We start from the raw sequence: 13,675 nt of genomic DNA, 5'->3' as shown, positions 1-13,675 counted from the left end.
ATGTCAGCACTCAAACAACGATTAGCTAAACCTACCATCATGACCTTTGAGGGGATCGTCACGGTCGTCCGACACAATCCTGACCACGACGCGTTGGTGGAGGGGGTCGTCGAACGACTTTATCTATTACAACTTCATGCTCCATCGTACCTGTACCTGAATCCGCTGACGCAAGTCGACTGCGGCCTCGGGACGAGCGAGTTTTTCGCTAAGGCCCGCAAGGCCCAAGCCGAGTGGTGCCAGCGGGCAGGCAGCATCTTCGCTCGCCGGAACCGTCGGTCGGTCAAGCAATGGACTGCTCCGCAGGGAGAACTCTCGCGCGAAGCTCGCTACTGGCAGCGGGCAGCCTGCTGGCAGGGGTTGCTGTTTATCGATGATCGCTACGTACCTCCCAGCCACTGGCCTGATCAAAAACCCAAGCGCAGGAACAAACCGGACCAACCCTCCCTACCGCAGGTGGTCGAGAAACTTTTGCTCCTGACGCAACCGGGTTACTGGAACCACTAATTTTTCAGACCACGATCATCAACAATAGTCCCCGCAACTCCCAAAGAGAATTCCCATGAACGAAGCAATCACCAGTCAGCCATCAAACCCTTTAATATTTACCAAAAGTGTCACCCTTTCACTCCCGGAATGGTGCTTCCTGGCCGTAAGTTTGGTGGTGAGTGCCGCCCGTAAATCACGCTCCGCTGACCTGCCCCCAAGAATGGAACCAATTCTTAAGTTAGTGTTGGACCTGTTCCAACGCCAGCCTGCTTCGTTCGCTGAGGCGTAGCCGAAGCGAACGAAGCAGGCTCGATCGCCTCGGGTGCGGGTGGGCGGTAGCCGAGCGAGCTGTGTGGCCGCACGGTGTTGTACACGTGTCGCCAGCGCTCGATCAGCACCTTCGCTTCCAACAGTGTGTCGAAGACTTCGCGGTTCAACAGTTCGTCACGCAGCTTGCCGTTGAAGCTTTCGATGTAACCATTCTCCCAAGGACTGCCTGGCTCGATAAAGAGCGTCTTCACGCCGACGCGAGAGAGCCACTCTCGAACCTTCGTCGCGGTGAACTCCGAACCGTTGTCACTGCGGAGGTAGGCCGGCACCCCACGACGCACAAACAGGTCGCTCAGTCGCTCCAGCACGTCCTCGCTCTTGAGGCTTCTCGCCACGTCGATCGCCAGGCACTCACGGGTGTGCTCGTCGATCAGGGTCAGCATCCGAATGGCTCGGCCATCGCTCGTCCGATCCGCCACGAAGTCGTAGCTCCAGACGTGATTCTGGTAGGCCGGCCGAAGCCTGATGCACGATCCATCAGCCAGCCACAGACGCTTCCGCTTGGGCTGTTTCTGAGGGACTTTCAGCCCCTCTTGACGCCACAGCCGCTCGACCCGCTTGTGGTTCACTCGCCATCCTTCCTCACGCAATAAGGCCGTCACCCGGCGATAGCCGTATCGCCCATACTCGGTGGCCAACTCCACAATCCGCTTCATAAGACGCGGCTCGTCGCTCGCCGCATAGCGACAGCGTCGTTGCGTACTTCGAACCTGCCCTAACACGCGACATGCCCGACGCTCGGTCACGCACTGGCGGCCCAGTGCATCACGCACATACGCCACCGCGCGTCGCCGCTTCGCCGGGCTCAGAAGTTTCCCGAGGCGGCCTCCCGCAGAATCGCTTTATCCAGCTCCGCGTCCGCCAACAGACGCTTCAGACGAGCGTTCTCTTTCTCCAAATCCTTCAGACGCTTCGCCTGGTCCATCCGCAGACCACCGTACTCCTTCTTCCAACGGTAATAGGTCTTATCGGAAATTCCTAACCGCCGGCAAAGTTCAGGGACCTTCTGACCCTGAGCCAATAGGACCTCTGCCTCACGCAGCTTCGTGATGATCTGCTCCGCTGTGAACTTGTTTCCTCGTGCCATCGATGATCCTCCTTCGCTTACAACCACCACCAAATTCTCGCTTCAGGTGTGGTCTCGGGTGAAGGGGGCAGGTCATCCGCTGATCATAAGACCCAACAGCGAAGATGCGATTACCGGGAATTTATTCGGCGTGTTGCAGGCTATTGCACCGAGATATTGGTTGCCTCAGCTTTTGAATGCCGGATTGGGAGCCCAGAGATTTCGGACGCAAGTCTATCGCAATCTCCGGATCGAACTGTGGCAACGTCAGCCGCAGATGCCGAAGCATCTCTTGCCGTGGACGGAAGGATCGACGGAAGTCGACGTGGTCATCAAATGGGAAAATCCCCCGACCATTGTCTTCCTAGAAATGAAATACCGCTCCGAACTCTCAGAAACCACGACCCACAATGTTGGCAAAAAAGGTTATCCGTCGGATCAATTGATTCGTAATATCCGAGTGGGACTTTACCAGTGTGGTTGGTATGACGAACCCAAACTGTTTGAGATACCGAAGCGCGATTTTGTCGTGCTGCTGGTGAGTCCCCAGCCACAGACCAAAGTAGTCGACAAGTACCGAGACTCGCAAGAGCTTAGAAAGTCAATTCCATATGGAGAATTGTTAACCGAGCTGCCCAGTGGACCGTTTGTGGGGCAGTTGAGTTATCAGCGAATTCTTGATGTTCTAAATGAAAATTTCGCAAAAATGAATTGGAACGAGACAAAACTAGTGAAACGGCTTAATGAGTATTTCGCGTTCAAGCTATCCTCGGGCCATTGTGTGCAAGCTTAAGAAGAATTCCACTCTAGAAATCGAACCAACAACCTACTGATTAAGAGTCAGTTTCGGGGAGTTTTGCGTTAGCAACGGTCGGCATAGTTATTCTCGTTTCAGGCAATGACTTAGGTAGGTCAGCAAGACATTTTGCCCGACGTGTGTACGGACAAATTTTACAGAATTTTTCAGGAACAGCTATCGATTCCGTGCCAGATACCGTGCCAACTAATACCACCCAAGTAGAAGAGTGACATTCATGAAAGGGCGGCGGGAATCGAATGCAAATTCAATTTTTCTTAAGTGCCCTTGTTGTAATGAGTTGCTCGAATTGAATCTAAAGTCGGTAGTGAATCAGCAGCAGGCAATAGAGAAGCCACTTAGCGTCAATCGGATAATGTACATTGTAACAGTTCAATGTGCGACTGAGCTGGCAGCGTTAGGAATATTCTGACTTTGGCTCTGCATCTGACAAGTGGTCGTCGACTTGCCTTAAAAGTCATGAAGGACAAGAACCCGCCAGCTGACATTCGTCGTCGATTTCTGCGCGAAGGTCGGTTGGCGGCGGCAATAAACACCCTAACAGGGCGTTCCCTACAGGTTTTTACCGCAGGATATGCCCCGTCCGCAGTTCGATCAGTGAGCAACAGAGATCGAACACCGTGCTGATGCCGAGCTTTGATTTGCCGCCGTGTCGCTCCCCGAAGCGAAGCGGTATTTCGTGGACGATTGCACCGGGTGAATGGACAAGGATATCGAGGAGGGCTTTGAAACCTCTGGGGCGAAGGTCTGCCGCCATAGCCAGGAATAGTTCGCGCCTGATGGCAAAGAATCCGCTCAGTGGGTCGGTTGCTTCTATACCTAGAATGTGGCGGCTAAGCATGGTTACTGTTCGGGACCCCCACAGACGAATACCTCCCCACGAACCGGTTGTGCCTCCCTCGACATATCGGCTGGCTATGGTGATATCGCTGTTGTCTAGCGAAGCGATCATTGCTGGTAGCAATGAGGGATCATGCTGCAAATCCGCATCCATAACCACAAGGGCATCGCCCTTGCCGAGCGACAAGCCGTCGATGATAGCGCTGGCAAGCCCCTTCTTGTCGATTCGGCGAACGCACTGAACCCGTCGGTCCTTTGACGATATCTCATCGACCAACTGCCACGTCCCATCGGGCGAATCGTCATCGACTACAATGATCTCATAGTGCCGCGTGCCGCCCAGGGCAGCGTGTATTGCAGCGATGATTGTTTTGATATTGGCAGATTCATTGAACGTGGGCAGGACAACGCTGACACGCACTGGTTCGCCGACGCGATCCAGCTTGGGTGAGATATTCATCGTGGCACCATCGAATTGTTATGGATGACTGTGAAGGATTTGCTGCTTAGATGGAATTCTTTGAATTTCAGACTCCCTTGCTGAGGGCTGTCGAGAAAGGGTGTGATCCGGCCGACCTGGTCCGTTTTTGCTATGGCAACGGCACCCGGTGTTTTGAGCTTATTCGCCAGCTGTTGCGGGTCGTCGAACGATGGCAGCACTTTGAACAGCGGGTCGACAACGCGGAACCCACAACGTTTAATTTCAGCACCTGGCATAAAATAGAGTATCTGCCCTTGTGGGGAGACGGATCGAATGTAATCCATCGCCGGGCGGTAACTACGTTCCTGGTCTAGACGAGGAAATACTGCTATCTGAAGGGTCAAGAAGATTAAGGCCAGATATCCTGCCGTACTGAGAGGAATGCGAGCCGTATAAGCCTGCCTCGCATCTTTCAATAAAAATGCTCCCAGGAAAAAAGTACCAATGCCGCTGATGAGCAATGACGAACGAAGATCGCTAATGACCGAGTGTGCTCGTGCCGGAAGATGAGCATAGTCAAGCAACCCTGGGAATAGCGCGCTCGCGATCAATGGGAAGCTAGCCGAGATGGCGACGACGCCGATCACGATTCGGCCGACCTGGAAGACCCGCAGTGGCGGACTTGTGATCAGGGTATGTATGTAGCGACCCATAAGGATTGCTGCAGCAGGGTAAGCGGGCAGCAAATAGACCTGTCGCTTAGTGGCGGCCACACTCAAAAACAAGAAGGTGATCCCAAACCAAAGGAGGACGAGGCGCGTAAAAGGGTCTTTCCAGGAGTTTCTTGCGGCGGACCAGAGAGCCGATGGCAGAAGAAGTGCCCAGGGGGCCATTTGTGGCCAAATGCCGGTGGAATAGTAATACCACGGCTGACCATGACCGCGGCTAGCAGCTGTAAAGCGTGCGAAATTCTGTAAATACAGCTCGGTCCAAACGTGTTTTGCGCCCGTGGCTTTAGCGAACGCGAAATACCATGGCAAGCATATGGCAAGCGAGATGACGCTATACCCGGCAATTGCCAACATCGACTTCCAGTTCCCTATCGAGGCAAGCCAAATCGCCAGAATGAGGCCCGGCAGCAGAAGTCCCAGGGGGCCTTTCGATAGGACCGCCAGACCAAAGCATGCGAACGCCCCACAGCGCAAGAGATAGCACCAAGGGCGCTGCCGGAACGGTTCCGTGGAAAATGATACGCCGTAGAGCAGGAGGCCCGCCGTTTGAAATAGGGCGAATGCCATGTCTGGATGGTAATTAATGGACTGAAAAACAAAGAGGGGTGTCGTACCCAACGCCACGACTGCCCAGAGATTCGCAGAGGAAAATCCATCTGGTTGTTTCTGGGGAAGGAAGGCCAGCATCGCAAGGAGCAAGAGTGCCATGACCGCCACTGGAAATCGCAGAACGAATGGCGACGGTCCGCCGAAAACATGGGCCGAGGCAGCTCCGAGCCAATAGGTCAGCGGAGGATAGTCAGCCCAAGCCTCGTCATTGTGCTTTGGGGTGATCCAGTTTCCGGAGCGGTACATTGTCATAGCAGGTTCGGCGACATCCGGTTCATCAGGAAACCAGAAATCACGCATCCCTAGCCACGGGACAAACAAGATGGTTGAGAAGATCAAAGCTAAAGCGATGGCAAGAGTCGGCTTTATGCGTTCTCGTGGGCCGAGGAGCGGTCGTCCGACTACCGTTTCTTGGTGGGTAAGAGTTGTAGACAACATAGTCATTCCGCAGAGGAGCAATGCAAACGCCGCAGCCAGGCCGCGACACGGCGGGAAGTTAAGGTTAAAAAAACATATCCATTTCAGAACTCATCAGCGACCTTGAACATCGAGAACTGAAGAATATTTCTTTAACGATCGCAAAGTCAGGTATACTGCTAGCCCCGCAATCAAAAGCAACTCCCACTTTACATCAAATACAAGGTGTTTTTGGATGTGTGATTGCACAACCGTTTCGAATGCTGTGTGAAGCAATATAACTACTAAGAGGCCCGTGTATTCTCGCTTAAGCACGTTTCGAACTGAAAATGACTCGGTCGGCGGTTGCCATTGCCAAAGTTTCGGAAAGAATGCAGGCGTTGTGTCAGCCCAGTCTATGAATGTCTTGCCGAATTTGCGAACAAGAAAGCATTCTTCTGCAAACATGATACGTTCGTAGTAAATTGCGAAACTCAATGAGTAGAGCAACGGTAGCCACCACACAAAGGGTATCATCATTGCACCTAAACCAATTAGGTAATTACCCAAGTACAAGGGATGGCGAACCACAGAATAAATGCCTGATCGATTTAGCGAGGCGGCGCACTGATGTTGCGTGTTTCTTCCAGATGTACCAGCAGGCACATGGCCTATTGTAAGCACACGAATTCCTAGACCAATTACGGATACACTTAGGCAAACTATCTCCCAGATTTCGTGCAAAGCTAGTCCTTTGAGGGGCCAGCTGGTCTTAAGCAGAGCAACCAAAATTATTGGAGCAAAAAGCAGGGGCAAGTAACTTCGCCAGTGAAAAAGCCACTCCCCCTGTACTTCTAACTCACTACTCAAACCTGCCTGATAAAAATGGACAGGAGACGGATCGACAGCTCGTGTCATGTGATTAGCTTCGTTCTGGAATGGAAATGCGAGTGGAGTAGTCCTTATTTCTTCCGAACGTGACGGAGCTGTGTTGTGATAGCGTTGTTTAGTTGAATGTTGCATCTCTGAGTCCACACTTTCTGTAATCACATATTAAGTTTCATTGATGTTCCGACTCTCAATTAGAAAGCCGGGTGATTAGCATCACAGTAACTACTAAGACATTAGGAGTTCGAGTCAAAATTTTTTGCTTGATATGCTTGAGGTTGCTATTCTTGGGATTTTTCTTGTTCTAAAAGATCGTGCATTTGGAGCCGGGGATCGAATCGATCAAAGTCTTTCACGGAAATGTCAAATGTGTGAAGTGCCGCCGCAGACCATGCTGGCCAAGGTGAGTAACTAGTTTTCGGTGAGGCAAGTGGATTTGTCGGAAGCCAAATTTGTGATGCGATTATGGAAAGTAACAGAATCATGCTGGGGGCCCACGATCCGAACAATCCTTGATCCGTAGAGCGGGGATTTGCTAAGCGTTGTGCCCTTAATCGCAGTTCGCTACTAGAAGGAGCAATTGCCAGGACCACATTATTCTCGTCTCGGTATTTCTGGGCATACGCCAATAGCGTTCTTAAGTAACTTGCCGTTGAGGCCCCAGAATCAACAGCTGCCTCATCACAGACGTATTCACGAGCCAAACTGGCGAAACGTCCAGCCCGCCAGATGGCCGGAAGAAACCAAAATATGGTTTGAACTAAACGTTGCATAAACACTTGCAGTGGATGCCGAGTTCGCAAATGAGTGAGTTCGTGTTGAAGAACATGCTTCAATTTAATTGTCGAGGATTGGACGAGAGACTGCGGCAGGAATACGACAGGCCGATGAAACTGATAGCAGAAAGGCCCAAGATATTCCGGACAAATGCGAAATTCAATCGCGCGTCCTTCGAGTTCTAATAGTGTGGCGGGTGCTGCCTCAGTAAGGACAACTTGTTCGGCAGATCCAAGGGGTCTGCAACTATGGAAAAATCGACGTAGTTCAAAGAACTCCACGATCCACCGGATCGCTAAATAAAGTATTCCTATTCCCCAGATGATTAGAAATAAAGTTGCCATGAACTGCTCTACAATAACGACTTTCATCAAGTTGCTATCAGCAAGACGTTGCCATGGGTTTGTCCAATGCGCCCGAGGCAGCAATAAGCCGGCAGTGAGAATAGCCAATATCGAGAAATAGTAGCAGGTCCAAATACGTGCTTTTACACCCGCTGATTCACAGCGACGTTCCGTCGCACATGCAATAGCAGTTACAAGCGTCGCTTGCACCGCCAAAGATAGTACGACTTGAAACCACTGCAAGGAATTCATTTGGATGCCTCAAGGCGTTCAATCAATCGCTTCACTTCGGCCAAATCATCCGTACTAATTGCCTCGTCTTTTACTAAATTAAGTACAAGAGATTTGATGGAACCACCAAACAGGCGATTGGCAACTTCCATGGACATAGATCCTTGAGCGGCATCGCGGTCCACAATGGCTTTGTACAAAAAAGCACGGCCGCGTTTTCCACATTGCTCAATAAATCCTTTGGTCTCCAAGATACGCACAGTTGTCATGACCGTGGTATATGCAAGTTCTCTAGGTAGTCTAGGAACAATATCAGCCACCGAAGTTGGCGAGAGATCCCAAATTATGTTCATCACTTCGGCCTCGGCCGAGGTAAGTATTGCTAAATCGGACTGATCTTTCATAGCCCTAACTGATCCTATTGGACGCTGCGTTGAGCAAGTTGTTGATATGCAATCGAATCGACATCTTCACTTACCAATGCGACATGTCCATCTGCCCACGCAAAGACGGCCCCGCCGGCATGTCGACTTCCAAACTCGCATTCATCGCAAGAACTACAGTTAGGGTGAGTAATCGCTGAACCCACAAGCCTGCACGTGGAATCTTGCCCACGAAGGTCGACACCTAACCAAGTGGATGGAACCATGGCCATGGTTCGCTCTCCAATGAGTAATGTGTGGCTAAGGCCGCGATCCAAGGACGTTAGACGAATTCTTTGATTGTGGACAATGCATCCTTCGCCGAATAATGGATCGGAAATTGCGTGTGGATCGTATGCCTCATCTGCCTCAGCAACTCCAAACACACCTTGATAGTTTGCAGTGGGTAGCACTGCAAGTTGTCCAGCTATCTCTGAATCCTCGGACAAATCGAATAGTGGCTCAATAATATCAGAAGGACAAACGAAGACTGGTAATATTGTAATCTCGTTGGCGGAATCAACACTTGGCCTCTCGTTGAAGTTAAGCTGCCGAAAAAGATCGCCTTGTTCCAAGTCCGGTAAGATTTTGGTTGCCCATCCATAAGCAAACATGGAATCTTGATTCGCCAGTTGCCAAGCCATTGGAAGCTGACTTGCTCGATCATGGTATTGATGCACGGCAACACCAATCTGGCGAAGGTTGTTTATGCAAGTCGTTCGCCGCGCAGCTTCACGCGCCGACATTATGGCGGGGAGGAGAAGGGCAACTAAAATGCCCATAACGCCAACTGCAACTAGCAACTCAAGTACGGTAAAACCGCGCCGGTAGGAGTTGCAATATTGCAACTGAAGACCCCGCTCGCATTGGTTAATTTTCATAAAACTGCTCTGCCAGATCCTTCTAACGATAGGTGTTATACTAAGCCTTTCGTAATTCGATCAAGGCTAAAACATTGCCACTTTCCGCGTTTCTTGAAGATGCTAGCACTAGGCAGCAGAAGTCCGCTACTTGTCGAATAGTCCCCGAAAGGATCATGGATATGTTGAATAATTGGTTTTTCTGGGCATGCCTGTCCGCTCTGTTTGCAGCCGTCACCGCGCTACTTAGCAAACTGGGACTGAGAGGAGTTAATCCTGATCAGGCTCAACTAGTACGCACCGCCATAGTGTTGCTGTGTGTAGCTACATGGACCAGTGCGACTGGAAATATTCAAGAAGTACTGTCGTTGTCAAAAAAGTCATTGATAATTCTCACACTTGCTGGATTAGCAACTGCTATATCATGGACTTGCTATTATCGAGCGTTATCAATTGGTGACGCGTCGGGAGTAGCAACGGTCGATAAATTGAGCGTGCCACTAATTGCGGTTGCCAGCGTCTATTTGCTTGGTGAGAAAATTTCATCGCTTGGATGGATCGGCGTTCTTATGGCATTTGTTGGGGTAGCACTTATCGCATACTCTAAATAGATATTTGCTTGACTGCTCGAATGTTTAAATGAAAAGTGATTTATCTTTAGCGTCGTTAAACCAGACTTGTTTCGACTTTGTACGAATACTCAAATAATCACCACGTCATATCTTTTGTAGAAAAAGCACAGTCAAATGATGTACGGATCGCAAGATCTAACAAAAACCGCTCGAATGTCAGTTAGAATCTGAAGGCTTGAAAGATGAATTCGAGATTATCTTTCAATGTGAATCTGTTTGAAATCGTGATCTATAGCGATAATGCATAGTCGTCCCGCTATGAGTAAATGCCAGCAGTTGCACATTCTCACTTTTTCGCACTACTGCAAATGCCTCAGATTCTAGTTATTGAAGATCATAAAAGTTTGTTGAGAAGCATTACTAAGTCGCTTTGCGAAGCTGGCTGGGATGTATTGGGCGCCGACTCATTGGCAGTAGCAAGGCAGATAATTACGCCATCGACAGACTTAATTGTACTCGATCTTATGCTCCCCGATGGATCGGGACTCGATTGGTTAGTAAACATCCGACGGAGTGGCAATCGATCTCTCGTGCTCATTCTTACCGCACGAGATTCAATCGATGATCGGGTGATTGGGTTAGATGCGGGCGCCGACGACTATCTGATAAAGCCATTTGCTCTCGATGAGTTGTTAGCACGCGTACGTGCGTTGCTTCGTCGCGAAACCCACGGTGCGAACACGAAGATTGCCTTCCGTGATATTACTGTTGATCTCGTCTCGCGCCAGGCATTTCGCGGTGATCAGCTTATTGACATGCAAAATAGACAGTTTGAGTTACTTGTATATTTGATTAAACACCTTAATCAGGTGGTTACACGCGAAATGATCGCACGAGATGTATGGAAAGAACCGACTGCCACCTGGACTAATGTGATTGAGGTTCAGATTAACCAGCTTCGCAAAAAGCTTGATTCTGAAAGTGAACCGGCGCTCCTGCATACTGTGCGTAATCAAGGCTATTTGCTGGGAGAATTACCATGAGCCAGCTTTCAATCAGATGGCGTCTCACCTTGTGGTACGGTGCTTCGATCGCAGTCATGCTCTGTGTATTCGCTCTTCTTTTATTCATCATATTGCGTCAGCAAATAATCGCACGCACCGACGCGGGCCTTTTGGAAGAAGTCAAGGAGATGGCCGTTGAGGTTAAGCTAGCAGAGGATGAGGCCGACCTACGAGCGGCGGCGGAAAAACGGTTTGCGCAGCATTCATTTTATGATTTCCTCGTTTCAGATGAACAAGGCCATGTGGTTTTTTCGAGCGCTGGATTTGTTGCCAAGGGGACACATAATTTGGCTGTCACACGTTCTAGTGCAGTCACCCACTTTGAAACTCATATCATTGACGGTTTAGGTCCGTATAGAATTGCATCCGCGATAGTCTCCAGCAGTTTTGGGAGACTTCGCGTCCAGGTTTACCGCGAGCTATCGGCACTATACACGGATCTTAAAAGCTTGCAGTTGATGATGACTGTTTTGGCCGGCTTAGGGACTGTTATCTCGCTTGCGATAGGTCATCTCCTAACTCGGCGAGCGCTCGACCCTGTTCAAAAAGTTGTTGATGTCGCTAACTCAATAAATATTTCTTGCCTTGATCGAAGAATCGAGGTCCCGAATTCCGACGATGAGATCGGTAGATTGGCTGCTTCACTAAATTCTCTCATTGAGCGTCTTGAAAAGGCGGTGGCTGAAATTCAGCGATTCACGGCTGATGCGTCGCACGAGATTCGCACTCCTATAACAACGCTGCGTTTGGAGGCCGAAGCTACGCTTCAATCAACGAGATCGCCTGAGGAGTATGAACATGCCCTGACAATTGTCGTGGATGAGGCAACACGTTTGAGCCGCTTGACCGACCAGCTCTTGCACCTTAGTCGTCATGACGCAGGAATTATCGTTTGCGATCAAGATGTTGTTCAACTAGATGCTTTACTGGCCGATGTCACGGATCAGCTAAGGCCATTGGCGGCTAGTCGAATGATTGAGATTGAAGTCAATTCACTGACCCCAACGGAAGTCCGTGGAGATGATATTCGACTGAGCCAAGCCCTCTTTAACGTCCTAGACAATTCAATCAAATACACTCCTCACCAAGGCTACATTTGCGTCCAGCTGAGGACCAATGATAAGGAGGCAACTATTGAGATTAGCGACACGGGAATAGGTATCGCAAGCGAGTACTTGCCGCGTATCTTCGATAGATTTTTCAGAGTTGATAGTTCGCGAGAAATTGATGGGGGTGGGAGCGGACTAGGCCTTTCTATAGCACGCACGGCGGTTATTGCGCACGGCGGGACGATAGATGTTAAAAGTGAACTAAAAGTTGGAACGATTGTTACTATTCGCCTACCATTGTTGAGCGTCCCCACTGAGCAACTCGTGTCTGAATTGTCACAAGCGCGTCTATAGATAGGGATGGCCAAGTCATGAAAATTGGTCAGGCCATGAAATCCATAGATTGGAGTATCGCTAGATGACACGCATTAAGTACATCTGCATCCTTGCGGCTATCGCCGCTTTTACTGCTGCTTCTTTTAATTGGCGCCTTGTGGCCAAATCACCAACAGGACCAGGAAATCAGATAGCGAAGCAAACCGTCAGTCCTGCCACTATAAAGGCTACAGTGAATGAAGCCACGCTCAATGCCATTGAACTCAGTCCACAGGCCTTCGACCGTCTTGGGCTGAAATTACACGCCGTAGAGCTTCGCAGTATGCCCAGACATCGATCCTATGGGGCAGAATTAACGCTTCCGACGGGCGCGGCGGTGATTGTTGCCGCTCCGCTTTCAGGAACACTGCGAAATCCAAACGGTGTTGGATTTCCTCAAGTTGGTCAGCCGGTTCAGGAAGGTGAAACACTGCTCAAACTTTTGCCCATGCTTACTCCTGAGCGTGAAGTCCTCACTCCCGCTGAGCGAATTCGATTTGCAGAAGCTAAAGCGACAGTTGCTCAAACACAAATTGATGCTAATGGCCAATTCGAGCAGGCCACTGTGCAGCTTGAGGCGGCGCGCATTGCTTTAGCCCGTGCTGAACGCTTATTTAGCGAGAATGTTGGCACTCGACGAGCCGTTGATGATGCACAAGCTCAGTTTGAACTTGCGAAACAGGCGTTGGCGGCCTCTGAAGAACGCAAGAAATTATTGGATAATATCAATTTGGACGAAGACGCTGGAACATTGGAACCACTTGATATTGTGTCGCCGCTAAAAGGCATTGTGAGGGTGACGCATGTTCAAGCAGGACAAATTGTGGCATCAGGCGCTCCGCTTTTTGAAGTAATGAACGACTCGATGATGTGGGTCAAAGTTCCTGTCTATGTGGGTGAGCTTAATGATATTTCTGCAGATCGGCCCGCCCGATTGACTTTGCTTGACGGAGTTCAGTCAGAACAGGACGTGATTGCAAATCCTGTCTCACTTCCACCCACTGCAATTCCCCAGTCTTCCGCGGTAGACCTCTATTATGAGGTGGCAAATTTAGACCACGAATATCGACCTGGACAGCGCATCGCGGCCAATATTCCTCTCAATGAAGATACAGACGTAAAAGCTGTTCCATGGGCTGCCGTATTCCATGATGTCTACGGAGGTCAATGGGTGTATGAGGAAGTTGAAACATATAAGTATGCTCGACATCGTGTTGAAGTCGGCTGGATTGCAGATGGTTGGGCAGCACTTTTACGGGGTCCAGAAGTAGGAACCGTCGTCGTAACTGCTGGGGTAGCTGAACTGTCGGGGGTCGAATTTGGCTTTGCGAAATAGTTTTGCAAGGCACCTTTCGGCGTATATCTCTATTCGTTGTTAAGTGTTGAGTTGGTAG

Annotated in this window: 13 protein-coding genes; 6 read left to right on the top strand and 7 right to left on the bottom strand. The window is 50.0% G+C overall.

The annotated features are described in order from the left end of the window. Complete coding sequence (locus SH678x_RS06870; RefSeq protein WP_496922148.1) at positions 1 to 507, top strand: hypothetical protein; 507 nt, start codon at positions 1 to 3, stop codon at positions 505 to 507. 215 nt (positions 508 to 722) lie between these two features. Here the strand turns inward: SH678x_RS06870 and SH678x_RS06865 are convergent. Then, positions 723 to 1,906, bottom strand: a protein-coding gene (locus SH678x_RS06865; protein ID WP_496918735.1) for an IS3 family transposase whose coding sequence is annotated in 2 segments (ribosomal slippage) — positions 723 to 1,639 and positions 1,639 to 1,906 — 1,185 coding nt in all. Because the reading frame shifts where the segments join, the coding sequence is not laid out codon by codon here. Here SH678x_RS06865 and SH678x_RS06860 point away from each other — a divergent pair. After that, positions 1,869 to 2,678: a hypothetical protein gene (locus tag SH678x_RS06860; protein WP_496922147.1), complete on the top strand. Its 810-nt coding sequence runs from the start codon at positions 1,869 to 1,871 to the stop codon at positions 2,676 to 2,678. The genes SH678x_RS06865 and SH678x_RS06860 overlap by 38 nt on opposite strands. Before the next feature lie 586 nt (positions 2,679 to 3,264). Here the strand turns inward: SH678x_RS06860 and SH678x_RS06855 are convergent. The 6 genes from SH678x_RS06855 to SH678x_RS06830 form a co-directional block, all read right to left on the bottom strand. Beyond that, the gene (locus SH678x_RS06855; RefSeq protein WP_496922146.1) at positions 3,265 to 4,002 is read right to left on the bottom strand and encodes a polyprenol monophosphomannose synthase; all 738 of its coding nucleotides are present in this window, start codon (positions 4,000 to 4,002) and stop codon (positions 3,265 to 3,267) included. Further along, a complete protein-coding gene (locus SH678x_RS06850; protein WP_496922145.1) occupies positions 3,999 to 5,741 on the bottom strand; it encodes an ArnT family glycosyltransferase in 1,743 nt (580 codons plus the stop codon). Before SH678x_RS06850 ends, SH678x_RS06855 begins: the two co-directional genes overlap by 4 nt. A 93-nt stretch (positions 5,742 to 5,834) precedes the next feature. Continuing rightward, on the bottom strand, positions 5,835 to 6,617 hold the full coding sequence (locus SH678x_RS06845; protein WP_496922144.1) for a methyltransferase family protein: 783 nt from the start codon (positions 6,615 to 6,617) through the stop codon (positions 5,835 to 5,837). A gap of 251 nt (positions 6,618 to 6,868) precedes the next feature. Then, positions 6,869 to 7,960 carry a M56 family metallopeptidase gene (locus SH678x_RS06840; protein WP_496922143.1) on the bottom strand — a complete coding sequence of 364 codons (1,092 nt, stop codon included), beginning with the start codon at positions 7,958 to 7,960 and terminating at the stop codon, positions 6,869 to 6,871. Then, positions 7,957 to 8,343, bottom strand: a complete 387-nt coding sequence (locus SH678x_RS06835) for a BlaI/MecI/CopY family transcriptional regulator (protein ID WP_496922142.1) — start codon at positions 8,341 to 8,343, stop codon at positions 7,957 to 7,959. Before SH678x_RS06835 ends, SH678x_RS06840 begins: the two co-directional genes overlap by 4 nt. Positions 8,344 to 8,357: 14 nt before the next feature. Further along, positions 8,358 to 9,242, bottom strand: a complete 885-nt coding sequence (locus SH678x_RS06830) for a DUF1559 family PulG-like putative transporter (RefSeq protein ID WP_496922141.1) — start codon at positions 9,240 to 9,242, stop codon at positions 8,358 to 8,360. A gap of 161 nt (positions 9,243 to 9,403) precedes the next feature. Here SH678x_RS06830 and SH678x_RS06825 point away from each other — a divergent pair, with 161 nt between their 5' ends. From SH678x_RS06825 to SH678x_RS06810, 4 genes are all read left to right on the top strand, one after another. Continuing rightward, the gene (locus SH678x_RS06825) at positions 9,404 to 9,832 is read left to right on the top strand and encodes an EamA family transporter (protein WP_496922140.1); all 429 of its coding nucleotides are present in this window, start codon (positions 9,404 to 9,406) and stop codon (positions 9,830 to 9,832) included. Between the two features lie 287 nt (positions 9,833 to 10,119). Further along, positions 10,120 to 10,836, top strand: a complete 717-nt coding sequence (locus SH678x_RS06820; protein ID WP_496922139.1) for a response regulator transcription factor — start codon at positions 10,120 to 10,122, stop codon at positions 10,834 to 10,836. After that, positions 10,833 to 12,260 (top strand): sensor histidine kinase, encoded by a 1,428-nt coding sequence (locus tag SH678x_RS06815; protein WP_496922138.1) that lies wholly within the window; start codon positions 10,833 to 10,835, stop codon positions 12,258 to 12,260. The genes SH678x_RS06820 and SH678x_RS06815 overlap by 4 nt, the downstream gene beginning before the upstream one ends. Before the next feature lie 64 nt (positions 12,261 to 12,324). Beyond that, entirely contained in the window at positions 12,325 to 13,617 is a 1,293-nt protein-coding gene (locus tag SH678x_RS06810) for an efflux RND transporter periplasmic adaptor subunit (protein ID WP_496922137.1), read from the top strand. The last annotated feature ends 58 nt before the right edge of the window (positions 13,618 to 13,675 follow it).

The organism is Bythopirellula superficialaquae, assembly GCF_059632245.1.
The sequence above is the reverse complement of the archived record's forward strand: the minus strand, read 5'-3'. Positions and strand labels throughout refer to the sequence as shown.